The organism is Synechococcus sp. Lug-A (assembly GCF_024345655.1).
Classification (GTDB): domain Bacteria; phylum Cyanobacteriota; class Cyanobacteriia; order PCC-6307; family Cyanobiaceae; genus MW101C3.
This window is the reverse complement of sequence record NZ_JAGQBN010000018.1, coordinates 26,413-50,056: the sequence shown is the minus strand read 5'-3', so window position 1 is coordinate 50,056 and position 23,644 is coordinate 26,413. Positions and strand designations below refer to the sequence as shown.

Annotated in this window: 22 protein-coding genes; 7 read left to right on the top strand and 15 right to left on the bottom strand. The window is 69.9% G+C overall.

Annotated elements, in window-relative coordinates:
- Positions 1-182 precede the first annotated feature (182 nt).
- Positions 183-917 (top strand): class I SAM-dependent methyltransferase, encoded by a 735-nt coding sequence (locus KBY86_RS12875; protein WP_255141381.1) that lies wholly within the window; start codon positions 183-185, stop codon positions 915-917.
- A gap of 81 nt (positions 918-998) precedes the next feature.
- Positions 999-2,048 (top strand): hypothetical protein, encoded by a 1,050-nt coding sequence (locus KBY86_RS12870; RefSeq protein ID WP_255141379.1) that lies wholly within the window; start codon positions 999-1,001, stop codon positions 2,046-2,048.
- Between the two features lie 37 nt (positions 2,049-2,085).
- On the opposite strand, the gene grrM is transcribed toward KBY86_RS12870, so the two are convergent.
- The 8 genes from grrM to KBY86_RS12830 all read right to left on the bottom strand — a co-directional run bounded on the left by grrM (position 2,086) and on the right by KBY86_RS12830 (position 10,021).
- Positions 2,086-3,234 (bottom strand): cyclophane-forming radical SAM/SPASM peptide maturase GrrM/OscB, encoded by a 1,149-nt coding sequence (gene grrM / locus KBY86_RS12865; protein WP_255141378.1) that lies wholly within the window; start codon positions 3,232-3,234, stop codon positions 2,086-2,088.
- Positions 3,235-3,238: 4 nt separating this feature from the next.
- A complete protein-coding gene (gene grrA, locus KBY86_RS12860; protein WP_094511951.1) occupies positions 3,239-3,685 on the bottom strand; it encodes a GrrA/OscA1 family cyclophane-containing rSAM-modified RiPP in 447 nt (148 codons plus the stop codon).
- 58 nt (positions 3,686-3,743) lie between these two features.
- On the bottom strand, positions 3,744-4,691 hold the full coding sequence (gene grrP, locus KBY86_RS12855; RefSeq protein WP_094511955.1) for an extracellular substrate binding-like orphan protein GrrP: 948 nt from the start codon (positions 4,689-4,691) through the stop codon (positions 3,744-3,746).
- Between the two features lie 126 nt (positions 4,692-4,817).
- Complete coding sequence (gene nadC / locus KBY86_RS12850; RefSeq protein WP_255141377.1) at positions 4,818-5,693, bottom strand: carboxylating nicotinate-nucleotide diphosphorylase; 876 nt, start codon at positions 5,691-5,693, stop codon at positions 4,818-4,820.
- A gap of 59 nt (positions 5,694-5,752) precedes the next feature.
- Positions 5,753-6,733, bottom strand: coding sequence for a TerB family tellurite resistance protein (locus tag KBY86_RS12845; RefSeq protein ID WP_255141375.1), 981 nt, complete (start codon positions 6,731-6,733; stop codon positions 5,753-5,755).
- Positions 6,734-6,821: 88 nt separating this feature from the next.
- The gene (mnmE, locus tag KBY86_RS12840) at positions 6,822-8,198 is read right to left on the bottom strand and encodes a tRNA uridine-5-carboxymethylaminomethyl(34) synthesis GTPase MnmE (RefSeq protein ID WP_255141373.1); all 1,377 of its coding nucleotides are present in this window, start codon (positions 8,196-8,198) and stop codon (positions 6,822-6,824) included.
- 53 nt (positions 8,199-8,251) lie between these two features.
- Entirely contained in the window at positions 8,252-8,440 is a 189-nt protein-coding gene (locus tag KBY86_RS12835; protein WP_094511969.1) for a hypothetical protein, read from the bottom strand.
- A gap of 90 nt (positions 8,441-8,530) precedes the next feature.
- Positions 8,531-10,021, bottom strand: coding sequence for a YdiU family protein (locus tag KBY86_RS12830; protein ID WP_255141371.1), 1,491 nt, complete (start codon positions 10,019-10,021; stop codon positions 8,531-8,533).
- A 142-nt stretch (positions 10,022-10,163) separates the two neighbouring features.
- Between KBY86_RS12830 and KBY86_RS12825 the strand changes: the two genes are divergently transcribed.
- Positions 10,164-10,667, top strand: coding sequence for a GNAT family N-acetyltransferase (locus KBY86_RS12825; protein WP_255100161.1), 504 nt, complete (start codon positions 10,164-10,166; stop codon positions 10,665-10,667).
- Positions 10,668-10,697: 30 nt separating this feature from the next.
- On the opposite strand, the gene KBY86_RS12820 is transcribed toward KBY86_RS12825, so the two are convergent.
- Positions 10,698-13,082, bottom strand: coding sequence for a bifunctional (p)ppGpp synthetase/guanosine-3',5'-bis(diphosphate) 3'-pyrophosphohydrolase (locus tag KBY86_RS12820; RefSeq protein WP_255141369.1), 2,385 nt, complete (start codon positions 13,080-13,082; stop codon positions 10,698-10,700).
- A 109-nt stretch (positions 13,083-13,191) separates the two neighbouring features.
- Between KBY86_RS12820 and KBY86_RS12815 the strand changes: the two genes are divergently transcribed.
- The gene (locus KBY86_RS12815; RefSeq protein WP_255141368.1) at positions 13,192-14,814 is read left to right on the top strand and encodes an ABC transporter ATP-binding protein; all 1,623 of its coding nucleotides are present in this window, start codon (positions 13,192-13,194) and stop codon (positions 14,812-14,814) included.
- A 1-nt stretch (position 14,815) separates the two neighbouring features.
- Positions 14,816-16,180, top strand: a complete 1,365-nt coding sequence (locus KBY86_RS12810) for a ClC family H(+)/Cl(-) exchange transporter (RefSeq protein ID WP_255141366.1) — start codon at positions 14,816-14,818, stop codon at positions 16,178-16,180.
- On the opposite strand, the gene KBY86_RS12805 is transcribed toward KBY86_RS12810, so the two are convergent.
- From KBY86_RS12805 to KBY86_RS12795, 3 genes are read right to left on the bottom strand one after another with little or no spacing between them, the layout of a single operon-like run.
- The gene (locus KBY86_RS12805; RefSeq protein WP_094512001.1) at positions 16,177-17,202 is read right to left on the bottom strand and encodes an RluA family pseudouridine synthase; all 1,026 of its coding nucleotides are present in this window, start codon (positions 17,200-17,202) and stop codon (positions 16,177-16,179) included. The two genes, KBY86_RS12810 and KBY86_RS12805, sit on opposite strands and share 4 nt — an antisense overlap.
- Positions 17,199-18,176: a ribosome biogenesis GTPase YlqF gene (ylqF, locus tag KBY86_RS12800; RefSeq protein ID WP_094512004.1), complete on the bottom strand. Its 978-nt coding sequence runs from the start codon at positions 18,174-18,176 to the stop codon at positions 17,199-17,201. The genes KBY86_RS12805 and ylqF overlap by 4 nt, the downstream gene beginning before the upstream one ends.
- A complete protein-coding gene (locus KBY86_RS12795; protein ID WP_094512006.1) occupies positions 18,173-18,553 on the bottom strand; it encodes a universal stress protein in 381 nt (126 codons plus the stop codon). The genes ylqF and KBY86_RS12795 overlap by 4 nt, the downstream gene beginning before the upstream one ends.
- A 142-nt stretch (positions 18,554-18,695) precedes the next feature.
- On the opposite strand from KBY86_RS12795, the gene KBY86_RS12790 reads away from it, so the two are divergent.
- Positions 18,696-19,901, top strand: coding sequence for a phosphoglycerate kinase (locus KBY86_RS12790; RefSeq protein ID WP_255141363.1), 1,206 nt, complete (start codon positions 18,696-18,698; stop codon positions 19,899-19,901).
- Between the two features lie 63 nt (positions 19,902-19,964).
- On the opposite strand, the gene KBY86_RS12785 is transcribed toward KBY86_RS12790, so the two are convergent.
- Complete coding sequence (locus KBY86_RS12785) at positions 19,965-20,420, bottom strand: hypothetical protein (RefSeq protein WP_255141361.1); 456 nt, start codon at positions 20,418-20,420, stop codon at positions 19,965-19,967.
- A 91-nt stretch (positions 20,421-20,511) separates the two neighbouring features.
- Positions 20,512-21,333 carry a hypothetical protein gene (locus KBY86_RS12780; protein ID WP_255141359.1) on the bottom strand — a complete coding sequence of 274 codons (822 nt, stop codon included), beginning with the start codon at positions 21,331-21,333 and terminating at the stop codon, positions 20,512-20,514.
- 77 nt (positions 21,334-21,410) lie between these two features.
- Between KBY86_RS12780 and KBY86_RS12775 the strand changes: the two genes are divergently transcribed.
- Positions 21,411-22,508 (top strand): glycosyltransferase, encoded by a 1,098-nt coding sequence (locus KBY86_RS12775; RefSeq protein ID WP_255141357.1) that lies wholly within the window; start codon positions 21,411-21,413, stop codon positions 22,506-22,508.
- Here KBY86_RS12775 and KBY86_RS12770 read toward each other — a convergent pair.
- A complete protein-coding gene (locus tag KBY86_RS12770; protein WP_255141355.1) occupies positions 22,477-23,628 on the bottom strand; it encodes a histidinol-phosphate transaminase in 1,152 nt (383 codons plus the stop codon). The two genes, KBY86_RS12775 and KBY86_RS12770, sit on opposite strands and share 32 nt — an antisense overlap.
- Between the last annotated feature and the right edge of the window lie 16 nt (positions 23,629-23,644).

Here is a 23,644-nt window from a genome sequence, read left to right as displayed (position 1 = left end):
ACCCTGATCATCCCCTCTGGACCGATGGCAACCCGCCGGGCAGGTTCTGGAAGCATGCACAAATGGAGCGAGCAGCGCTACGGGGCTGCCCACGCCATGGGTGGCCCGCCAGGATGGCGGAACCCGCTGGCGGAGCAGGTGAACGCCCCGTTCACCGCACAATCCCACCGCCTCAAAACCGCATGCAACTTGCCTCCGTGGTGTTCTACGGGCGTCTGGGGGAGCAGGCCCTGGCGATGTTCAACCTCGAAGGAGACCTGGAGCAGTGGCGCGACGCCCGCGTGCTCGACTGCCCCGGCGGGCCCGGTTCGCTCTCGGCGCGGCTGCGGGGCCTGGTGGGGGAGGTGGTGGCGGTGGATCCCCTCTATGCCCTGCCGGAGCAGGAGCTCGAACGGCGGGCCCTGGCCGATCTGGAGCGCACCATGGCAGGCCTGCGCAGCAGCGCCGCGCTGCGGCCGGATTTCGATCTGGAGGCCTGCCGCGAGGAGCACATACAGGCGCTGCAGGCCTTTCTGGAGGATCGCCGCCATCATCCGCAGCACTACCGCAACGCCTCCCTGCCGGAGCTGCCCTTCCCGGACCAAAGCTTCGATCTGGTGCTCAGCGGCCATCTGCTCTTCGCCTATGCCCCCCTGCGCGATGGCGGCCTCTCCAGCAGTGACGACTTCGATCTGGCCTGGCACCGTCAGGCCCTGAGCGAGCTCTGCCGCGTCAGCCGCCACGCGGTGCGCCTCTACCCCGCCCACACGATCGAACGGGTGGCACGGCGCCATCCCTACGCCGTGTCGCTGCTGGCCGAGCTGCCGCCGGGCTGGCGGGGCACCTTCTGCTCCAGCCGCTACGACCAGGGCCACGACGGCTGCACCGATTCCCTGCAACTGGAGCGGATCGGCGTGCCGAAGAGCGAATCGACATGACGGCCAGCACACCATTGACGGCGGCCTCTACACCATTGATGGCGGGCAGCGCTTGAATGGCGCAGTGCGGCCCAATGCTCCATGGTGCCTCCCTTCTCGCCCCCGCTGGCACGCACCCTGGTGGCTGGGCTGCGCGATCTGGTCGCCGTGGAGGGCGGCGCCAGCGATGAGCAGGCGCGGCTGTTGCGCAGCCTGGCGCTGCACCTGCTCGGCCTCACCCCAAGCGAACTCACGGCCATCACCCCGCTGCCGCCCCAGGCCCTGGCGGCCCTGCTGCCCGAGGACGACAGCCGCCGCCGCTTCCTGCAGCTGGGGTTGATGCTGGAGCTTTGCCGCCATCCCCGCAGCGCCGCCCAGCTGCAGCGGCTGGAGGCCTTCAGCGACGCGATCGGCATCCACGGCGTGGAGCTGCGCCTCGTGCAGGACCTCTTCCACCACACCGCCGCGGAAGCTACCGCCAGCTTCGTGCGTTGCTACGCCGCCTTCATGCCCGAGCTGTCCGCCCGCCACGGCGCCCTGATGGCGGATCCCAGCAAGCAGCCTGGCAAGGATCAGGGCGCGGCTCCCGCTGACGCCTTCTTCGCCCAAGTGCAGGGGCTGCGCGACTGCCCCCACGGCAGCCTCGGTTGGGCCTTCGTGCAGTTCTACGCGCGCAACGGCCTGCCCCTGCCGGCCCGCGACACCCCGAACCCCGCCTACTACGTGAGCCATGACATGAACCACGTGATCACCGGTTACGAACCGACGGGGCCAGGCGAGATCGCCCTGGGCGCCTTCAAGCTGGCGCTCCGCAACGACGACGCCAACTGGATGGCCTCGCTCGCCAACTTCCTCATCCATGAGGTGGGCCTGTTCGTGCACGGCAACGACAGCCAGTTCGTGCCCTACGGCGGCGACGGCGAGCCTTACAACGGCCTCAACGGCAAACGGGGGGCCCTCGATCTGCCGGGCGCGCCCGAGCTGCTGGCGGAAGCCTGGCGTCGGGGCGCCGCCTGCAGCGGTGATTTCAGCCGGCTCGATCACCTCGCCCTCGCCAGCGAGCCCCTGCTGGAGATCCGCCGCCGCTTCCACGTGCTGCCGCTGGAGCGGCCCATGCTCGACGAGCCGGAGTTCTGGCCCCATGAGGGCTGAAAGCCCTGCTCCGCCGGTGGGCGGTTGAAGCCTCCGCTCAGCTGGTGAGCTCCAGTTCCCGCTCCAGGCCCGCCATCACCACATCGGCGCTGAGCTTGATGCGGTAGCGGCAGGCCTGGGTCTCGCTGCAGTCGAAGGTGCCGCGCTCCCAGTACTTGTTGCTGCCGGCGCCGCCGCCGCAGAGGCCGAAGTACTCGCACTCGGCCCGGCAGCGCTCCACGCCGGCGCGGATCTCGCTGTACACCTGCTGGAACTTGGCGCTATCCACCACGGATTCCAGGCTGTCGGTGATCACGTTGCCGAAGGCGAAATCGCCGTAGGCGGCGGTGGCCACCGACAGCAGCTCGGGGTCAAAGGTAGAGAAGTTGCCGCGCGCATCCACGTTCACGATCGCGAACGGGTGGTTCATGTCGGTGCGTGCCAGCCGCTGATCGCCGCAGGCGAGGCCGGCGATCTCATCGAACTCCCGCAGGCGCAGAGCGCCGGGCTCGGCCCGCAGCCGCTCCCAGAAACGCTCCAGAAACGCCTGGTAGCGCGCCTCCGAGCGGGGGCGGGACAGGGTGGAGCTGAGGTTCTCTCCCTCGGTTTCCTCCATGTTGAAGGCCAGGTTGTCGATGCCCTGGCCGTGGAAGAAGTCGAACAGGGTGTCGGCGTGATCGAGGGCGTCGTCGGTGAGCACGGCGATCACCTGGAAGGGGATGCCGCGGCGCTGCAGCCAGCCGATGCCCCGCAGGCTGGCGGCATGACTGGGCAGGCCGGTGCGGGTGCGGCGGTGGGCGTCGTGCAGGAAGGCAGGGCCATCCAGGCTCACACCCACGTGGATGTCATTGCGCTCGAAGCAATCGCACCAGGCGGCGTCGATCGTCATGGCGTTGGTCTGCAACGACTGCGCGATCTGCAGCGGCGGACCGTCCCGGCGGGCCAGTACGGAGCGGATCAGCGCGGTGGCCTCGTCGTAGAAGGCGATCGGCATGGTGAGCGGCTCACCGGCATGCCACAGCAGGGTGAAGTCGTCGGTGGCGAAGGGGCTCTCCAGCACCCGCTCCAGCGTGCGCTCCAGCAGCTCCAGCGGCAGCCGGCTGCGGTCGTCGCGGCTGGGCAGGTAGCAGTAGTCGCAGTCGAGGTTGCAGAACGGGGTGGGCTGCAACACCAGCAGCCGCAGGGGACCGAACGCGGGGGAGGTCAACGGCTCACCAGAAGTTGCGGAAGCCGCCGCCATTGCGGAACCCCCCATTGCCGAAGCCGCCGTTAGGCCAGCCACCTCCGTTGCGGAAGCCGCCGTTCCAGAAGCCGCCATTGCGGAAGCCACCGTTAGAGAAGCCGCCATTGCGCCAACCGACCCGCGGCCCGTTCACAAACACGTAGGCCAGCACATCGTCGGGGATGGCCTTGGTTGCTGCCGGCTCCTGGCCATCGACGGCCAGATCCTGGCCATGGACCGCGCCGGTTTCCAGCTCGCGAACCGCCCCGGCGATGCGGCGCAGACGGGCCTCCACGCTGAGGCTGTCCGGTTCAGGGCCGTCGCGGCTCGGGCTGGCGGCGCCAGCGGCCGCCAGCGCTTCGGCGGCCGGGATCAGCGGCAGGATCGCCAGGAACAACAGAAAGCCGAACTGCCTGGGACGCGGAAGGAAAGCCATCGGAAGTGAAACCTGGAGAACGGAAGAAGCGGAGGGCGAGGGCGTGGGGCGAGGTGACTCAGGGCGCAGACGGGGCGGAAGACGCTGCCGCTGGACCCTGGGGACGGATCGCCTCGTAATTCAGCAACACCGTTTCGAAATAGGTGCGAATGCGCTCAGACGGCACCCCCAGCATCCCCTTCGGACCCACCCAGCGGTCCACGCTGGCCACTGCCTCGGGATCACCGTCCACATAGCCCTGCAGCATCCGAGCGATTGCCAGGTTGGTGAAGTCGCGGAAGGCGGAATCGTTTTCTGGCACCACGCAACCCACCGCGTAGCGCTCATAGGGCAGCTCCGGCGTGACCACCAGGCCGGTGGCGCCGAGGCTGCTGACCTTGCCGATCAGCAGGGTGGTGTCCCCCATCACGCCGTCCAGCTGGCCGGCCTGCAGCGCGGCCACCGCCTCCCCCAGCCCGGCGAAGGGAACAGCGCGTGCCTTGGGCTGGATGCCCTTCAACACCGCCTCACCGAGGGAACCCGGCACCGCACCGATGCGGCGGCCCAGCAGCGAGGCTGCTGAGCCATCGATCCGGCCCGCCGGGGCCAGCACGCGGATGCCGGAGAGCCCGATCGGCAGGGTGTAATCCACCTGGGCATCGCGGGCCCAGGAGAAGGGCACACCGCAGGCGAGGGCCAGTTCTCCCTTGCCCACCCGGCGCACCAGCTCGGCGGGATCGCTCACCGGCTCGAACCGCACAGTGATGGGCCGCCCCAGCGCTGCGGACAGCTCTGCCTGGACGCGGCGCACAACCTCCACCCCATAGCCGACGGGCTGGCCACTGCTGTCTCGGAAGCTGAGGGGGGGTAACAGGGGTTCACTCCCCACCACCAGCTCACCGGTGACGGCCACCCGCTGCAGCACCCCCTCGGCACGAGCCGCTGCGGCCGGCATCACGGCCGCCAGCAACGCAAGGACCACCGAGGTGAGCCGAAGGCTCGGGCTCGAGAAGCGGCAGAACGGCATGGCTCACGGCATCGATAACCCGGCATCACTCTGCTGCCACTGGGCCAGGCGCGCCACAAGCCTGGAACCAACGCCATCAATCCACAACGCCAGGTCCATGACGCCAGGCCCGGGTGGTGGCCACGCTCAGCCGTCGCTCGGGAGATAGCGCATGCTCAGATCCAGCCAGCGGCTGCGGGTGACCGGCGCACTGGTGGAGATCAGATCGATGCCGGTGGCGGCGTAATCGCGCAGCTGTTCAGGTTGCACCCCCGACGCTTCCAGCACCACCGCCCGCCCCTGCGCTGCCGCCAGAGCCCGCAGCTGCGGCACCAACGCCTGCAGGGCCGGCGGGGCGAATTCATCGAGCAGCACCGCATCGGCGCCGGCACGCACGGCGGCTTCGGCCTCGGCAGCGGTTTCCGCCTCCACGATCACCCGCGCCGGCCAGGGCGCCGCCGCCCGCACCGCCGCGATCGCCGGCCCCACCCCGCCGCTCCAGGCCAGGTGGTTCTCCTTGAGCATGGCCGCGTCATCGAGGCCGAAGCGGTGGTTCAAACCGCCGCCGCAGCGCACGGCGTACTTCTCCAGCAGCCGCAGGCCGGGCGTGGTCTTGCGGGTGTCGGCCAGGGCCACGCCGCTGCCCGCCAGCTCAGCCACCAGCCGGGCGGTGGCGGTGGCGATGCCGCTCAGGCGCATGGCCAGGTTGAGGGCCGTGCGTTCCCCCGCCACCAGGGCCGGCGCTGCCCCCTCCAGCTCCAGCAACACTTGACCGGCCCGCACCGGCGTCCCCTCCGCCAGCCGATCGCGCACCACCACTCCCGCATCCAGCAGCCGGAACAGGGGCTCCACCAGCACACCGCCGCAGAACACCCCATCGGCCTTGGCGATCCAGTGGGCCCGGCCCCGGGCGCCGGTCAGGGCCGGGGCGGTGAGATCGCCGCGGCCGAGGTCCTCCGCCAGCCAGCCGCGCAGCTGATGTTCAAGAGCAGGGCTGAAAGGCAGCAGGGGCGGCTGTGTCACCGGGGAAAGGCGGGGGGAGGCGGAGGAAGGGAGCCGCAGGCAGCGGCAGGCAGGACAGCTCAGCGCGTGATCGACGCCGGCCATTCGGGCTGTCGGCCGCGGGGCAGCACGTTGAAGCGCTGGCGCACCAGCTCCAGCGGGTCGGCGAAGTGGTCCCAGGGGTCGATGGCGGCGATCAGATCCACCGACACCTGGGCGCCGTGTGCCATGCCGGCGAACAGGCGCTCCACATCGAGCGCATCACGCTCACCCGGGATGAACGGGGTCGTGCCGATGCCCAGCTCGAATTCCGCCAGCCCGAACATCAGCACATAGAACGGGTCCACCCGCTCGAAGCCCGCCTGGAAGCCGAGCACAGCCCCCTCCTCGGCGGCGGTGGTGCCGTAACCGCCTAGCACGTGGCAGCAGTCGTGGTGCATCACCGGCGGCGGCGGGCCGCCCAGCTCTCCGGGGAACCCGAAGCCGTTGCGGTCGATGAAGGCGGCATAGGCCAGGCCGAAGCTGCCGGCGGGGTAGTGGCGCAGGGCCCGGTAACGCTCCGCCATGGCGGTGTCCTCCTGCCGCAGCAACACCCGCGCCACCCCCAGGGCACCGCGCAGCCCCTCCTGCTCCAGGGTGGCCCGCGCCGCCGACGCGATGAAGCCGCGCCGGGCGATGTCGAGGCGCACCATGGCCAGCCGCTGTTCCATCACCTGACCGAAGGTGCGCACCGGCGCCGGGTCCACGGCCAGGGCTGCCGCCGCCTGCTCCAGCAGCTGCTGCTGCGCCGGGGAAGGGGCACCGTCGAGCAGGGCCACCAGGGTCATGCCACGCAGGATGCGCTCGCGCCACTGGGGATCGGCAGTGACGGCCTGCACCCGTTCGGCCAGCTGGTCGGGGCTGATCGGTGCCAGCGCCTCCAGGTCGCAGTCGATCTGCAGCAGGTGATCACGCACGCCGCGGATGGCGGCGAGGGCCTTGGCCGTGGGCGCGCCCTTGCAGCGGGCCACCGTGAGCAGGGCCGCCAGAGCGGCGGCGCCGATCGCCTGGCGCTGCTCCAACGGAAGCTGAGCCCTGGGATCGATCACCGCACAGCTCCACACCGTGAGGCCATTGTGCTCAGCCCTCTTTGCTGTGCTCCGCCCCGTTTCATTTGCCGATGCAGAAGCGCGCGAACACCCGATCGAGCACGGCTTCGCTCACCTCCTCGCCGGTGATCTCACCGAGGCTGCGTACGGCGGCGCGCAGATCGATCGTCCAGAAATCCCACGGCAGCTGGGCCGCGGCGGCCTCCAGGCTGCGGCCGAGGGCGGCGGCAGCGGCGGCGGCCAGCTCGCGCTGACGGCCATTGAGCGCCACCTGCAGGCCCTGCAGCTCGGTGGCCCCGCAGCGCTGCAGCAGCGTCTCCACGAGCACATCGCAGCCCTCGCCGGTGCGGGCGCTGATCGCCACCTCGAGCGGAAACCCGGGGCCGGTCTGGGCCACCGCGCCGGTGGCAAGGCCGGCGCCATCGGCTTTGTTGCCCACCACCAGCAGCACCGCACCGTCCGGCACCAGGTCGCGCAGCTCCTGGTCGTCGTCGGTCCAGCCGGTGGTGAGATCGAACAGGAGCAGCACCGCATCGGCGGCGGCCAGGGCGGCGCGGCTGCGCGCGATGCCGAGGCGTTCCACCGCATCGCTGGTGGGGCGAATGCCGGCCGTGTCGAGCAGGGTGAGCGGCACACCCTCCAGCACCAGCTCGCTTTCGAGCAGGTCGCGGGTGGTGCCGGGGGTGTCGGTCACGATCGCGCGCTCCCGGCGGCTGAGCCGGTTGAGCAGGCTCGACTTGCCCACGTTGGGGCGACCCACGATCGCCACCCGCAGCCCATCACGCAGCAACTCCCCCTGGCGCGCCTCAGCCACCAGAGCCTCGAGCGCCTGGCGCACCGCCGTGAGCGCCGCCACCACGGCGGCGGCATCGAGCGGCGGCAGGTTCTCCTCGAAATCCACCCGTGCCTCCAGTTCGGCCAGCTGGTCGAGCAGCTGCTCCCGCAAGACCGTGATGCGGCGCTGCAGTCCGCCATCGAGGCCCGCCATCGCCAGCTGGGCGGCCCGTTGGCTGCGGGCGGCGATCAGGTCGCCGATCGCCTCGGCGCGGGTGAGATCGAGGCGACCGTTCAGAAAGGCCCGCTGGCTGAATTCACCGGCGGCGGCACGGCGGCAGCCGTGGGCCAGCACCAGCGCCAGCACGCGCTGCACGGCGATCAGGCCACCGTGGCAGTGCAGTTCCACCACGTCCTCGCGGGTGAAGCTGCGCGGTGCCTTCATCAGCAGCAGCAGAGCCTCATCCACCCGTTCGCCGCTGGCCGGGTCCACCACATGGCCATAGAGCACGCGGTGGCTGTCCCAGACCTGCTGCCCCGGGGCGCGGAACAGGGTGCGGCCGATCGACTCCGCCGCCGGGCCGGACATCCTGACGATCGCCACACTCCCCAGGCCCGGTGCCACGGCCGTGGCAATCGCAGCGATGGTGTCGTCCCAATCCAACCGGCCCCGGCGGCGACGGACGCTCCAGTCTCGGCTGCGGCGGAGCCCGGCGTTCAGCCGCGGCTGAAGCCGGGGCAGAGCATCAGGTCGATGTGGCCGCCACTGGGCTGGCGCCACTCACGGAATTCAGCGGCCAGCGCCCTGTGTTCGCGGCCCTGGCGATCAGCTTCGAGCGTCTGGAGCCGTTGATGCACGAGGTCGAGGGTGTCGTCGATCAGCTGGGCGGCCTGTTCGGAGGTCATGGCGAGGCATCGAGACGGAAACCGGTGACTGAATTCAGACAGAGGCCCGCTGGCGCAGCTGTAGCGCCAAACACCCGAAGACACCTGAGGTCAGGGGACGCCAGCAGAGGCCACACAGCCATCCAGCCACTGCTGGAGGGGGTCCCAGTCGTCCGCCGTGTCGATCGCCTGCCAGAGGCGCTCGATCTCGCCCCGCACCGGCGTGACCGGCAGATTCCAGTGCCGCAGGGTGGCGGCGATGCCCTGCTGCTGCTCCGGAGGCAGCGCTGACGACCAGCCCCACCAGGCCTCCCGCCAGGCGGCCCAGCGATCGGGCGGTGGCGCAGGGGCCCCAGGCACGAACGGCGCCAGGGCTTCGGCTTCTTCCGGCAGGCCGCCACTGGCGATGCGGTCGGCGAGGGCGGCGAAGAAGCTGCCGTAGGCCACCGGCCAGGCGGCCAGCAGCTGCAGGGCCAGCGGCACCGGGTCAACCAGATCGCCGCCGCGATCGACCACCGCCGCCACGGCGCCGGCATCAAAACCAAGGCGGCGCATCAGGCAGTGGCGGTAGTGGTGGTCGTAGGTGGGCACGAACCGCTCCAGCCGCGCTTCCAGCTCGGCGCGCGGCAGCAGCATCACCAGGGGCTCCTGCAGCAGGCGCAGGTTCTGGTGGCAGATCAGCGGCTGCTGGCCGTAGGCGTACAGACCGCTGTGGTCGAAGTAGGCGGCGGTGAAGCCCGGATCCCAGGTTTCCAGGAAAGCGAAGGGGCCGTAATCGAAGCTTTCGCCCACCAGCGACATGTTGTCGGTGTTGAGCACGCCATGGATGAAGCCGGCCGCCATCCATTCGGCCGCCAGGCGCGCCGCCCGCTCCACCAGTTCGCCGTAGAACGCCAGCAGGGCCGCCAGGGCGCTGCCATCGGCAGCGGGGGGATGGGCGGCGGCGATGTGGGGGTAGTACACGGCCACCACATGACGCAACAACCGTTCGAGCTGGCCGGGCTGGCGCAGGTGCAGCAGCCGCTCGCAGGTGCCGAAGCGCAGGTGGGTGCGGGCCACGCGCACCATCACCGCACTGCGGGTGGGGGAGGGCTCATCGCCGCGCCACAGCCCCTCGCCCGTTTCCACCAGGCTGAGTGTGCGGCTGGTGGTGACACCGAGGCGGTGCAGGGCTTCGGAGGCGATCACCTCGCGCACGCCGCCCTTGAGCGTGAGGCGGCCATCCCCGCCACGGCTCCAGGGCGTGGTGCCAGACCCCTTGGTGCCGAGGTCCTGCAGGGCACCGTGGCGATCGCGCAGCTGGCCGTAGAGGAAGCCGCGCCCATCGCCGAGAAACGGGTTGTAGGTGCCGAACTGATAGCCGTGGTAGCGCAGGGCCAGCAGCGGCGTGCGCCCTTCGAAGCGCCCGTAGGCCGCCTCCAGATCCGCGTCGCTCACCGCGGCCGGATCCACCCCGAGCTGCTGCAGCAGCGGATCGTTGCGAAAGCGCAGGCGGCTCTGGGGGAAGGCGGCCGCCTCCACCACATCCCAGTAGGCCTCACCGAGCGCCTCGATCGAGGGCTCGAAGGGCAAGGCGAGCAGGGGATTGGGGCTGGCGGACATGGGCAGCAGGCGAAACTGCGCGTAGCGCAACGAGTGGTCTGCCGCCGGGACGCCCGGTACAGCTGCTGCAGAATCGCGCAGCCGGAGAGAGCCTCACCGTGTGTGGCGCACCATCCCCGAAGCCGCGGCTGCACCGATTCCCATGAAGCCCCCCCTTGAAATCCGGCCCATCCGCAGCGAAGAACTGCACCTGATCGCCCAGTACATCACGGGGCTGCAGCAATCGCTCATGCCCCTCGATCCAACGCAGCGGATCATCTGCCCGGATGGCTATGGAGAGGCCTATTCGCAGGATCTGCAGAAGCGCGTTGCCGGCGGGGACGGTGTGATCCTGGTGGCCGTGAGTGGTGATCAGCCAGCGGGAATGGTGGCAGGAATCGTGAAAGCCCCCCCCTATTACGAAGCCATCGGCAACACGGTGCAGCGGGAGGGCGAAGTTCTTGAGTTGTTTGTGTCGGAAGATTTTCGTGGCCAGGGGGTGGCCACGCAGCTGATGGCCGCGGTCGAAAGCTACTTCCAGGCGAAGGGTTGTGAAGTGTCGGGGATCGCCGTGCTTGCACAGAACGAACGAGCCCACCGCCTCTACGCCCATCTTGGCTACGCCGACCGGGTGATTTATGCAGTCAAGCCGCTGCTGAAGACCTGAGAAAGAAACTGCGTCAACTGGCAGGTGTGGTCAGCCGTTGCCGGTGCGGCAGAGATCCAGCACATCCGCCATCGAGCGGATCTGATCCATGGTGGTGCCCATCTGGGCGGCGCTCACGAATTCCACCTTCAGATCGATCGTGGCCGGTTTGCCCACGCTGGTGCGTACCCGCGCATCGCTCACGTTGATGCGGTGATCGGCCAGGCGGGTGAGGATGTCCTTCAGCACCCCAACCCGATCGAGCACCTCGATGCGCAGCCGCACCGGATAGCGCCGCTGCTGCGCTTCACCGATCGGGTTCCAGCGCACCGGCAGACGCCGCTCCACCGGCACCTGGGCCACATTGCCGCAGTCCTGCCGGTGGATGGTGATGCCGTGGTTGCCCAGCGCCACCGCGCCCACGATCGGCTCACCGGGCAGTGGGCCGCAGCAGCCACCCAGCCGGTATTCCAGCCCTTCCACCCCCAGAATCGGGCTGCCCGAGGCGGGTGACGCCACCGGCGCTTCCGGCCGGCCAGCCGAAACGGCGGCGGCCACCTGCTCATTGGTGAGCGCCGGTGCCGCCGCTTCGGTGGCGAGGCGAATCTCCTCCCGCAGGCGGTTCACCACCTGATGCAGGGTGACGCCACCGAAGCCGAGCGCCGCCAGCAGGTCTTCAGTGCCCACCAGGTTGCAGCGGCGAGCCACCTTGGCCATCGCCTCGCCGCTCAGCAGCGCCTCGAAACCGTCGCGGCCCAGCTCCCGCTCCAGCAGATCGCGGCCGCGCAGGATGTTCTCATCGCGGTGGCTGCGCTTGTACCACTGGCGGATGCGATTGCGGGCCGTGGGTGTGGCCACGAAGTTGAGCCAGTCGAGGCTCGGGTGGGCAGATTTCGCCGTGATGATCTGCACGAAGTCGCCATTCCTCAGCTGGGTGGCGAGGGGGCAGAGGCGGTCGTTGATGCGTACGCCCTGGCAGTGATTGCCCACTTCCGAGTGAATACGGAAAGCAAAATCAACCGCTGTGGCGCCCTTGCGCAGCCCCACCACATCGCCATGCGGTGTGAACACGAACACCTCCTCATCGAAGAGGTCCTCCTTGATCGAGGCGAGGTAATCGCTGCTGTCGTCACCGCCGCCGTCCTGCTGCCAGTCAACGAGCTGCCGCAGCCAGTTGAAGCGTTCCGTGGTGCCGCCATCCGCGGGTGAGCCGCCCTCCTTGTATTTCCAGTGGGCGGCGATGCCGTACTCCGCCACCTGGTGCATCTCTGTGGTGCGGATCTGCACTTCAATGGGCCGGTGCCGGCCGATCACCGCCGTGTGCAACGACTGATAACCATTGGGCTTGGGCAGGCCGATGTAGTCCTTGAAGCGGCCGGGAATCGGGCGGAAGGTGTCATGCACCACGGCCAGAGCGCGGTAACAGCTCTCCAGGTTCGGCGTGAGGATGCGCAGCGCCGCCACGTCGAAGATCTCGTGGAAGGCCTTCTGCTGGAGCTGCATCTTGCTCCAGATGCCGTAGAGATGCTTCGGCCGGCCACTCACATCGCAGTTGGTGAGCCCCACCGCCGCCAGCCGTTTGCGCAGCAGCGCCACGGTCACCGCCAGGCGATCCTCGCGGTCGCTGCGCTTGCTGGCCACCTGCTCCTTGATCTCCTGATAGGCGGCAGGTTCGAGGATCTTGAAGGCGAGATCTTCCAGTTCCCACTTGAACCGCCCGATGCCGAGACGATTGGCGAGCGGGGCATAGATCTCGCGGGTTTCCCGGGCGATGCGTTGCTGCTTCTCGGGCCGCAGGGCGCCGATCGTGCGCATGTTGTGCAGCCGGTCGGCCAGCTTCACCAGCACCACCCGGATGTCACTGGCCATCGCCAGGAACATGCGGCGCAGGTTCTCCGCCTGGGCTTCGGTGCGGTCAGTGAAATGAATGCCGCCCAGCTTGGTGACCCCTTCCACCAGCGCCCGCACCTCAGCGCCGAACTGGGCTTCCAGCTCCTCCGGGCTCACCTCCGTGTCCTCCACCACGTCGTGCAGGAAGCCGGCGGCAATCACACCGGGGCCGGCGCCGATGTCGCGCAGCAGATCGGCCACCGCGATCGGATGAATGATGTAGGGCTCGCCGGTGGCCCGCACCTGGCCGTCGTGCAGCTGGAAGGCGAAATCGAAGGCGTTGGCGAGCAGCGATTCGCCATGGCTGGGGGGCACGGCGGCACCGGGCTGGTCGTCGCTGGTCCGCACCCGCTCCAGGCAGGTGCGCAGCCAGTCGGGCAGGACGACGCAGTAAGCCTCGGCGTCGCGCAGGCGGCGCTGGGTGGTGCTGGCCGCAGGGGAAAGAGCGCCTCCAGCGGCCCCGGCCTCCTTCGAGCGGTCAGGAACAGCGGGGAGTCCGTTGACCTCGATCGGGGCGATTCGGGTTCCTGCCGCCGCTTCGAGCATCTACAGGTTTCCTCTGGCGTTCAGCGTAGGCAGGCGCCACGCGGAATGAGCAGATCGGGCGCGGATCCCCCATGCTGGGCCCGCTGCCCGGTCACGATCCGCTCACACCATGGCCAGCTCCCGGTCCAGCGCTCCAGTGCTCCAGATCCACCAGCTGACGGTGCGCTACCCGGGCGCCCCGGAGGGTCCTGCCACCCTCGATGGCCTGGATCTGCGCCTCGACCCTGGGGACCGTCTGGCGCTGGTGGGGCCTTCCGGATGCGGCAAGAGCACGGTGGCCCGCGCCGTGGTGCAACTGCTGCCGGCAGGAAGCCAATGCAGCGGCGAGCTGCTGCTGTGCGGCCAGGACCCGCGCCGTCTGCGCCGTGCCGCCCTGCAGCGCCTGCGGGGCGAAGCCGTGGGCCTGGTGTTCCAGGACCCGATGACCCGGCTCAACCCACTGCTGCGCATCGGCGATCACCTGGGCGACACGCTCACCGCCCACCGGCCGCTCTGGGGCCGTCGCCAGGTGCGGCGCCGGGCCCAGGAGCTGCTGGAGCGGGTGGGCATCAACCCGGAGCGCTACGGCAGCTATCCCCATGAATTCAGCGGTGGCATGCGCCAGCGGCTGGCGATCGCCCTGGCGATGGCCCTGGAGCCGGCCCTGGTGATCGCCGATGAACCCACCACCAGCCTCGATGTGGCGGTGGCGGGCCAGGTGATGGCCGAACTCACGGGCCTCTGCCGCGAAACCGGCAGCGCCCTGTTGCTGATCAGCCACGACCTGGCGATGGCCGGGCGCTGGTGCGACCGGATCGCCGTGCTCGAAGCCGGGCGGCTGGTGGAGGAGGCTCCCGCCCATACCCTGCTCACCCGGCCGCAGGCCCCCCTGTCCCAGCGGCTGGTGGCAGCGGCGCGGCGGCGCGAAGGCGGCCTCACGCCCCCACCGGCCAGCGGCCCACCCCTGCTGGCGGTGGAGGAACTGCGCTCCTGGCACCCGCTGCCCTCGCTCCCCTTCCGGCAGCGCTGGCTCAAGGCGGTGGATGGGGTGAGCCTGGAGCTGCGCGAAGGCGAAACGGTGGGGGTGGTGGGGGCCTCAGGCTGCGGCAAGAGCACCTTCTGCCGCGCCCTGATGGGGTTGGCGCCCGTGCGCGGCGGCGCCGTGCGGCTGCAGGGCCGCGACCTGCTGCAACTGCGAGGGCCGGAGCTGCGCCGCCAGCGGCGGCGCCTGCAGATGGTGTTCCAGGACCCATTGGCCTGCCTTAACCCCGTGATGACGGTGGGCGCAGCGGTGGCCGACCCCCTGCGCATCCATGGCCTGGCCAGCCGGCCGGAGGCACGCGCCCGGGCACGCGCAGGGCTGGAAGCGGTGGGGCTGAGCCCGGCCGAGGCCTTCGAAAACCGGCTGCCGCGGCAGCTCTCCGGTGGCCAGCAGCAGCGCGTGGCGATCGCCCGGGCGCTGGTGCTGGAGCCGAGCGTGCTGCTCTGCGACGAGAGCGTGAGCATGCTGGATGCTGAAGTGCAGGCCGAGGTGCTCGCCCTGCTGCGCGCCCTGCAGCAGCGGCTGGGGCTGGGGCTGATCTTCATCACCCATGACCTGGCCCTGGCCGGCGGCTTCTGCCAGCGGGTGATCGTGCTCGACGGCGGCCGGATCGTGGAGGAAGGGCCCGGCGATCAGCTGCTGGCAGCGCCCCAGGCGGCGATCACCAGGCAGCTGGTGGCGGCCAGTCCACGCCTGCCGGCCCTGAGCTGAGATGGCGCTGACAGCCCCGGAGCGCCACCAGGCCGTCAGGCGCCTGCTGCGCCTGCTGCTGCTGGTGAACGCCATCGGCATCGGCGTGGCCGTGGCGATCCGGTTGTACAGCGGCGAAACCCAGCTGCTGAACAGCCTGCGGCTGCAGCTGGCGGCCGTGCTGCCCCGCTGGATCGTGCTGCCGCTGATGGGCGGCCTGGGCGGCGCGGTGGCCGGTGGCCTGATCAGCGCCTTCGAGCCGGAGGCGAAGGGATCGGGAATCGTGCAGGTGATGCTCTGGCTGGAGGGGGTGCCGATCCCGATGACCTGGCGGTTGGCGATCGTCAAGCTGCTGGCCAGCGGCATCGCCATCGGCAGCGGCCTGCCGGTGGGGCCGGAGGGCCCCTCGATCCAGATCGGCGCCGTGGTGGGCCGCGCCACCGCCGACGGCCTGCAGGCCCCACCGCGGGAACGCAGGCTGGCCGTGGCGATCGGCAGTGGCGCTGGCCTGGCGGCGATCTTTCACGCGCCGCTCGGCGGCCTGGCCTACACGCTCGAGGAGATGTTCAAAGGCAGCACGGTGCGCAGCAATGCCGTCGTCACCTTCGCCATCTTCGCCACGATCACCTGGACCCGGCTGTTCGATGGCCATGAAAGCGGGCCGCTGTGGTTACGGCAGCTGCTGCCGGTGATCGAGGACCCCTCGCGCCTCACCGATTTCCGCCTGGTGGACATCCCCCTGCTGATGCTGCTGGGCGCGATCGCCGGCGCGCTGGCGATGCTCTACCAACGGGTCATCGTGCGCCTGCGCCGGGGGTTCTTCCGCCTGCATCTGTCGCTGTGGCAGCAGCTGGGTCTGGTGGGCCTGGGGATCGGCCTGGCCTCCTCCCTGCTCAATCCCAGCTTCGACAATCCCGATCGGCTCGGCTTCAGCGCCCTGCTCGGGCTGAGCACGCCGCTGAATGCCCTGGTGGCATTGATCGTGCAGGCGGCCGGCACTGCCCTGGCTGTGGCGGCTGACGCCCCCGGAGGCTTCCTGGCACCGGCGCTGGTGGTGGGAGCCTCGCTGGGCACATTGGTGCAGCAGGTGTGTCAGGTGCTGTTCGATTACGCCCCGTCCACGCTGCTGTTCGCCGGCGGCGGCGCCTTCCTGGGGGCCCTCACCCGCACGCCGCTCACCGCGATCCTGCTCACCTTCGAGCTCAGCAAGGACTACGCCCTGCTGCTGCCGATCGGCTTCGCCGTGAGCACGGCGATCGCCGTGGCCGATCTGTTTGAGCACAACACCATGTACGAGCTGATGCGCGACGAATCGCTGCGGGAGCGGCGGCGCCAGAGTGCCGCTGACGCGACAGCGGCAGCCAACGACCGCACAGACCCCGGCTAGGGCAACGGGTCTGCGGGGCTGGTGGAGGCGGCGGTGCCGATGGCGTCGGCGGCTGCCGGCTGGGCCTGGTGCGCGGGCTGACGGCGGCGCAGCACCGCGAGCAGCGCCGTGAAGGCGGGCGGCAGCGGCGCCTCGAAGCTCAGCCGCTCGCCGCTGATCGGGTGGTCGAGGCCCAGGGCCACCGCATGCAGGGCCTGGCCCGGCAGCTCGATCGGCAGACGCCGGCAGCGGCTGTAGGTGGCATCCCCCACGATCGGGTGGCCGATGTGGGCGCCGTGCACACGGATCTGGTGGGTGCGGCCGGTGTCGAGCTTGAAGCGCAGCAGGGAGTAATCACCCAGCCGCTCGATCAGGCGCCAGTGGGTGCGGGCCAGCCGGCCCTTGTCGTCGGCCACCACGGCGTACTTCTTGCGGTCGATCGGGTGGCGGCCGATGGCGGCCTCGATCGTGCCGGACTCCGCCTGGGGCGCCCCGTGCACCACACCCAGGTAGTCGCGGGAGGCCACGCGCTGCTGGATCTGGCGTTGCAGGTTCACCAGGGCCTGCTGACTCTTCGCCACCACGATGCAGCCGGTGGTGTCCTTGTCGAGACGGTGCACGATGCCTGGCCGCCGCTCGCCGCCGATGCCCGGCAGGTCGGGGCAGTGGTGCAGCAGGCCGTTCACCAGGGTGCCGTCCTTGTTGCCGGGCGCCGGGTGCACCGTGAGCCCAGCAGGCTTGTTGAGCACGATCAGGTGGCTGTCCTCGTAGAGGATGTCGAGTGGGATCGGCTGCGGGATCAGGTAGGGGAGCGGCTCCGGCGGCGGCATCCACAGCTCCACGCAATCTCCAGGCCGCAGCGGTGTCTTGGCGCGGCCCGGGCTGCCGTTCACCCGCACCAGGCCGGCATCGATGAATTTCTGAATGCGGGCACGGCTCTGCTCCGGCCTCTGGGCCACCAGCCAGCGATCGAGCCGCATCGGCAGGGGCCGGGGGTAGTGGAGCGTGATCAACTCCCCTTCACCTGCCCCGAACGCGCTCATACCTCCACAGCGGCGGCGGGCTTCTGGGGCGGGCGCTCCAGGGCGATCGGGCCGAGCACGGCGCGGCGGAAATCATCGAGCAGGCGCTGGGCCATGCGCGCGGTGTCGCCGCTGGTGTGGCGGGCGGCAGCGGCCTCCAGCCAGGCCAGCCCATCCGGCAACGACTCCAAGGCCCCAGCTCCATCACGCTCGCGATCCCCGTCCGAGGCGTCGTCGTGCTCGCCATCGGCATGGCGCCGCCCCTGACGCCGCGGCAGTGCCACGCCGTAGCGCTTCTCCAGCAGCTGCGCCGGCAGCCCGGCCTCCGGCACCGAGGCCAGCGCATCGAGCAGGTGCAGGAAGGCCACCGCCACCCCCTCTCCGTCGTAGGCGGCCTGGCCGATGTCATCGCAGAGGGCCAGCAGCAGGGCGGCGCGCTGGTCTTCCAGGCGGGGAGGAAGCACGCCGGGGGCATCGAGCAGATCCAGCGCCTGGCCCAGCCGCACCCAGCGCAGCGTGCGGGTGACCCCGGCCCGCCGGGCACTCTCCACCACTTTCTGGCGCACCAGCCGGTTGATCAGCGCCGACTTGCCCACGTTGGGGAACCCGAGCACCAGGGCCCGCACCGGCCTCGGGCGCATGCCGCGGCCGGCGCGGCGGGCATTGAGTTGCTCGCCCGCCCGGATCGCCGCCTCCTGCAGCTGCTTCACGCCCGTGCCGGTCTTGGCGTCACACCACCAGGGCACTTCGCCTTGCTCGCGCAGCCAACGGTCCCACGACAGGCGGGCCGTTTCATTCACCATGTCGCGGCGGTTGATCACCAGCAGGCGGTGCTTGCCCTCCATCCAGCGCTTCAGACGCGGGTGGCTGGTAGCGCGGGGGATGCGGGCATCACGCACCTCGATCACCAGATCCACCTTGGCGAGCTGGGCCTTCAGCTGGCGCTCCGCCTTGGCGATGTGGCCGGGATACCACTGAATGGCGGGCTGCATCAGGGCACCACCAGCACCGGACAGGGAGCCAACTGGATCACCCGGGCGGCGGTGCTGGGCTCATCGGCTGCGAGCGTGAGACCCCGGGTGCTCATCACGATCACATCGGCGTTGATCTCATCGGCCACGTCGCCGATCACGAAGGCGGGATGGCCTTCCCGCTCGATCACTTCGCAGGCCACCCCCGCCTGCTCGAAGTGGCTGCGGGCCTGCTCCAGCAGGCTGGCAACGGCGGCCGCATCGTGCATGGCACCCTCCGGTTCCACCACAGAGAGCACCACCAGCCGCCCGTTGTGCTGCTGGGCCAGGCGCAGCGTGAAGGCAGCCGTCTCCATGGTCTGACGGCTCTGGTCGATGGGGAACAGGATGGTGGAGAACATCGGTCACATCCCCGACGGGACAGAAGGGGCAGGCAAGTTGCTGACCTTGTCCTAGCGCCCGCTGTGCCCGAGACCACCGCCCCCTTCAACACGGGCAGGGCCACGGGTTAATGTCGCGCATCTTTCCTTACATCTTGAATCCATGACGAAGCGCTCCCTGGCCAGCCTCTCCGCCGATGAACTGAGCGGCAAGCGCGTTCTGGTGAGGGTCGACTTCAACGTGCCACTCGACGGTGACGGCGCCATCACCGACGACACGCGCATCCGGGCCGCCCTGCCCACGATCAACGACCTCACCACCAAGGGAGCCCGGGTGATCCTGGCCGCCCACTTCGGCCGTCCCAAGGGCCAGGTGAACGAAACGATGCGCCTCACCCCGGTGGCGGCCCGCCTCGCCGAGCTGCTCGGCAAACCCGTGGTGAAAACCGACAGCTGCATCGGCCCTGATGCCGAAGCCAAGGTGGCCGCCATGGCCGACGGCGATGTGGTGCTGCTGGAGAACGTGCGTTTCTTCGCCGAGGAAGAGAAGAACGACGACGCCTTCGCCGCAAAGCTGGCCGCCCTGGCAGACGTCTATGTGAACGACGCCTTCGGCGCCGCCCACCGGGCCCACGCCTCCACCGAAGGCGTCACCAAGTACCTGAGCCCCAGCGTGGCCGGCCACCTGATGGAGAAGGAACTGCAGTACCTGCAGGGCGCCATCGATGAGCCTCAGCGGCCGCTGGCGGCGATCGTGGGCGGCTCCAAGGTGAGCAGCAAGATCGGCGTGCTCGAAGCCCTGATCGACAAGTGCGACAAGGTGCTGATCGGCGGCGGCATGATCTTCACCTTCTACAAGGCACGCGGCCTGGCGGTGGGCAAGAGCCTGGTGGAAGACGACAAACTTGAGCTCGCCAAGGAGCTGGAGGCCAAGGCGGCCGCCAAGGGCGTGCAGCTGCTGCTGCCCACCGATGTGGTGCTGGCCGATGCCTTCTCCCCCGACGCCAACAGCCAGACCACCGCGATCGACGCCATCCCCGACGGCTGGATGGGCCTCGACATCGGCCCCGATTCGATCAAGACCTTCCAGGAGGCCCTGGCCGACTGCAAGACCGTGATCTGGAATGGCCCCATGGGCGTGTTCGAGTTCGACAAGTTCGCTGCCGGCACCAACGGCATCGCCCACACCCTGGCCGATCTGAGCGGCAAGGGCTGCTGCACGATCATCGGTGGTGGTGATTCGGTGGCGGCTGTCGAGAAGGTGGGCGTGGCCGAGCGCATGAGCCACATCTCCACCGGTGGTGGCGCCAGCCTTGAACTGCTGGAAGGCAAGGTACTGCCCGGCGTGGCCGCCCTCGACGAGGCCTGATCTCAGGTCACCGGGGCGACGCAGGAAAGGCTGGGGCGGCTACTGCCCCCACGCTGGCTCAGATCAGAGCGCCTGCCTGCTGCCCCGGCCGCGGCGGCCGCCTTTGTCTTCCCCGTTCAGCTCCGGCATGGGAAGGCCGAGCTTTTGGTTGAAGGCTTTCGCCTGATCGCGGTTTTTGGTCATCAGGGCGCGACGGCTTGCCATCGCCGTGCGGCGGCACGATTGCAAGTCGTCCAAGTCGGTCGCGGCGCTGACGCAACGCTCGCTGCTCTGCAGGATGGAAATCTGCTCGGCATGGGTTTTCAGGGACAGGCTGCGCTGGAAGCTGAACAGTTCCTGCTTCTGGCTAGGGGTGAGCTTCTCGACCGACTCGAGCCAGGCCCTGCGACCAGCGCCGGATCCGTCGCCAGGAACGGCCTGGGCCTGGCCGGCAGCCAGATGGACAATCACCGCCAGGGTGGCGACGACGGGGGGTAGCAACAGTCGTTGCAAACGGGTGGAGGACATCAGGAAGATCATGTGCTCAGGCGCCCTCATGCTGTCGCCGATCTCTGTCTAAACGCACACTCAGCAGCCACCGAACATGACCGGATGTGGCTGGCGGACGCGCTCAAGGCGTGAGCGCGTCCCGGTTGCCCACCACCCGCACCCGCTTGGTGGTGCTCACGATGCCATCGGGATGCACGAGCAGCACGGCCCAGGTCTGGCTGCCGGGCTGCTGGGGCGCCTGCACCACTTTGAATACCCCACCGCCACCGAGCGCCGTGAGTTCAAGGTCGGGGCTCTGGAAGGCGCGGATCTGCTCCTCGCTCACGGCGGCAATGCCACCGGCGGCCACCGCCCCGTCAAGCGGGTCATCGAACACCACGTCCACGTCATACCGCTGGCCGGTGAGCACCGCATCAGGGATCAGCACACTGACTGGCAGGTCAGTGCTGCCGCTGCGCAGGGTGGCGTTCTCGGAAATCAGCTCCTGACCATCGAGCCGTCCATCCCGGATGCTGAGGGCCAGCAGCTGCTCCGCCTGCAGGCGATAGAGGAAGGCGCCCACCTGGCTGGTGCCGCTCACACTGATGCGCACAGTGCTGCGGCCGTCCTTGAGGCTGTCCCCCGGGGTGATCTGCCAGCGGGCATCAGGGAAGCGCGTGCGGAGGCTGCGGTAACGGGCTTCCAGATCAGCGGGATCGATGCCGTCGCCGGCCTTGAGCAAGGCAGCCACGCTGCCGGCGGAGCCGCTGTTGAGGGCGGTCTCCAAGCTGCGCAGCAGATCGGTGCCGGGAGCTGCCGCCATCGCCGTCGGCGCCCAGCAGGCGGCAGCCAACATCAGAGCCGAGAGCAAGGCGTGTGGCCTGTGCGGACGCGGGAGCGAGCGGCGAGTGAACGACAGGCGGTGCAATAACAGGGAGGGCAGCGACAGGCGGTGCAACGACATGGGCATATGGCGGTCGTCGGGGTGCTTTTAAGTTAGGCGCGCCCGGAGAGGGCACTCCCGCCCGTCCTTGAAGGCTGATGACCCACCTGTTGATCGCCGCCAGCGGCACCGGTGGACACCTCTTCCCTGCTCTGGCGGTGGCTGAGGCCCTGCCGGCCTCCTGGACCGTGAGTTGGCTCGGGGTGCCCGATCGGCTGGAGACGGATCTGGTGCCAAGCCGCTATCCGCTGCACACCGTGCATGCCGGTGGGCTGCAGGGGCAGGGGCTCTGCAAGCTTTGGCAGCTCCTGCGCTTGATCGCCTCCAGCCGTGAGGTGCGGCGGGGGATCCGCCGCGAGCGCACCCCGGGGGGGTTCAGCACCGGCGGCTACATCGCCCCCCCCGCCATCCTGGCTGCCCGTTGGTGCGGCATTCCGGTGGTGTTGCACGAATCCAATGCGATCCCCGGGCGGGTCACCCGTCTGCTCAGCCGCTGGTGCACCCGGGTGGCGATCGGCCTGCCGGCGGCGGCGGAACGCCTGCCTGGCAGCACGCCGCTGCTCACCGGCACCCCCGTGCGCCGCGCCTTTCTCGAGCCCACGCCCCTACCACCCTGGGTGCCGGCAGGGGAGGGTCCGCTGCTGCTTGTGATGGGAGGCAGCCAGGGGGCGCTGGGGCTGAATCGCATGGTGCGGCCGCTGCTGCCGTCCTTGCTCAACGCCGGTTGTCGGGTGGTGCATCTCACCGGTAGCAACGACCCGGAGGTGGGAGTGTTGCAGCACCCAGCACTGGTGGAGCGCACGTTCAGCGATGAGCTGCCCGGGCTGCTGCAGCACGCCGACCTGGCCATCAGCCGGGCTGGTGCTGGCAGCCTCAGCGAACTGGCGGTCTGCGGCACACCCGCCCTGCTGGTGCCCTACCCGCAGGCCGCCGACCAGCACCAGGAGGCCAATGCGGCAGCTGCCGCCGCCGCCGGTGCGGCCGTGATCGTGCACCAGCACGCTGCTGGGCATCCGGCCCTGGGCCGAACGCTCTGGCGGCTGATCGGACCAAGGCTGCGGGGCAGTGCTCCGGCCGCCGATCCCCTCCTGGAACTGCGCAGCGGCATGGAGCGTCTGGCGGTGCGCGATGCCGACCGGCAACTCGCCCACCTGCTGGAGGCGCTCATTCCCGCCACTCACAACGCAGCGCCCTGAGGATGCGGCGGTTACCGCGGCGGTCCTGCAGGCCGATGCGCAGCCAGCACTCCCCCAGACCCGCGAACGAACGGCAGTCACGCAGCAGAATGCGGTGACGGTTCTCCAGACGCTCGCGCAGCTCCAGCAGGGGGCGGTCGCTTCTGATCAGCAGGAAGTTGGCCGCCGCGGCCTGTGGGCTCAGGCCCGGCAGACCGTCCAGCTGACGGTGGAACCAGGGGCCTTCCCGCGCCACCCAGCGCTGCACGCGTTGCTGCCAGCGCCGATCGGCGATCACCAGCGGGCCGACGGCAGCGGCCAGGCCGTTCACCGGCCACGGATCCCGCCACCCCTGCCAGCGCTGTAAACGTGCTGGAGCTGCCACCGCATAGCCGAGCCGAAGCCCGGCGATCGCCATCAGCTTGGTGAGGCTGCGGATCACAACCAGCTGGGGATGGTCTGCCACCAGCGGCACCAACGAGTGCCGCTCGCCATCGGGCACCAAGGGCAGAAAGGCCTCATCCACGATCACCAGCGCGAAGCGGTCAAGCAGCAGCTCGAGCGAACGGCGGTCCCACAGCTGGCCCGAGGGGTTGTGGGGATTGGTGATCCACAGCGCCGCGCCGGGGCCGGCCGGGGCGGGGAACGGAGCCGGACAGGCCCAGGCCGGCTGAGCGCCACGGCGACCTGTCGGTAGCCGAGTTGAAGGGAATGGCGGCGGTAGCGGCAGAGGTTCGATGGCCCCGTCCCAGCAGGCCAAGGCGCGTCGGTAATCGGCGAAGCCGGGCTCCGGCAGCAGGCTGGTGCCCGCCGCCGCCGCCTCCCGGGCCGCCCAGGTGAACAGTTCAGCAGCCCCATTGCCAGGCAGCACCGCCGCCGGGTCGATGCCGTGGTGGGCAGCGATCGCCGACCGCAGCCGGGAATAGCTGCGGTCGGGGTAGTCCCGCAGGGCCGTGCCGGCGGCACCTCCCTGCAGGCAGACCCGCAACGCCCGCCGCAGGGAGGCGGGGGGGCCGAACGGCACCAGTGAGGCGCTGGCATCGAGCACCTGATGCGGCTGGCAACCGAGGCGGCTTGCCGCCGCCTCGAGATTGCCGCCGTGCCGGAGCTCCAGCTCGTGGCTGCCCGGCGTACTGGTCATCGTCCCCTGCTCCCAG

Coding starts and splice junctions, on each gene's coding strand:
- KBY86_RS12875 (WP_255141381.1), top strand. CDS start 183: ATGCAACTTGCCTCCGTGGTGTTCTACGGGCGTCTGGGGGAGCAGGCC.
- KBY86_RS12870 (WP_255141379.1), top strand. CDS start 999: ATGGTGCCTCCCTTCTCGCCCCCGCTGGCACGCACCCTGGTGGCTGGG.
- grrA (WP_094511951.1), bottom strand. CDS start 3,685: ATGGCTTTCCTTCCGCGTCCCAGGCAGTTCGGCTTTCTGTTGTTCCTG.
- grrP (WP_094511955.1), bottom strand. CDS start 4,691: ATGCCGTTCTGCCGCTTCTCGAGCCCGAGCCTTCGGCTCACCTCGGTG.
- KBY86_RS12835 (WP_094511969.1), bottom strand. CDS start 8,440: ATGACCTCCGAACAGGCCGCCCAGCTGATCGACGACACCCTCGACCTC.
- KBY86_RS12830 (WP_255141371.1), bottom strand. CDS start 10,021: ATGTCCGCCAGCCCCAATCCCCTGCTCGCCTTGCCCTTCGAGCCCTCG.
- KBY86_RS12825 (WP_255100161.1), top strand. CDS start 10,164: ATGAAGCCCCCCCTTGAAATCCGGCCCATCCGCAGCGAAGAACTGCAC.
- KBY86_RS12820 (WP_255141369.1), bottom strand. CDS start 13,082: ATGCTCGAAGCGGCGGCAGGAACCCGAATCGCCCCGATCGAGGTCAAC.
- KBY86_RS12815 (WP_255141368.1), top strand. CDS start 13,192: ATGGCCAGCTCCCGGTCCAGCGCTCCAGTGCTCCAGATCCACCAGCTG.
- KBY86_RS12810 (WP_255141366.1), top strand. CDS start 14,816: ATGGCGCTGACAGCCCCGGAGCGCCACCAGGCCGTCAGGCGCCTGCTG.
- KBY86_RS12805 (WP_094512001.1), bottom strand. CDS start 17,202: ATGAGCGCGTTCGGGGCAGGTGAAGGGGAGTTGATCACGCTCCACTAC.
- KBY86_RS12795 (WP_094512006.1), bottom strand. CDS start 18,553: ATGTTCTCCACCATCCTGTTCCCCATCGACCAGAGCCGTCAGACCATG.
- KBY86_RS12790 (WP_255141363.1), top strand. CDS start 18,696: ATGACGAAGCGCTCCCTGGCCAGCCTCTCCGCCGATGAACTGAGCGGC.
- KBY86_RS12785 (WP_255141361.1), bottom strand. CDS start 20,420: ATGATCTTCCTGATGTCCTCCACCCGTTTGCAACGACTGTTGCTACCC.
- KBY86_RS12780 (WP_255141359.1), bottom strand. CDS start 21,333: ATGTCGTTGCACCGCCTGTCGCTGCCCTCCCTGTTATTGCACCGCCTG.
- KBY86_RS12775 (WP_255141357.1), top strand. CDS start 21,411: ATGACCCACCTGTTGATCGCCGCCAGCGGCACCGGTGGACACCTCTTC.
- KBY86_RS12770 (WP_255141355.1), bottom strand. CDS start 23,628: ATGACCAGTACGCCGGGCAGCCACGAGCTGGAGCTCCGGCACGGCGGC.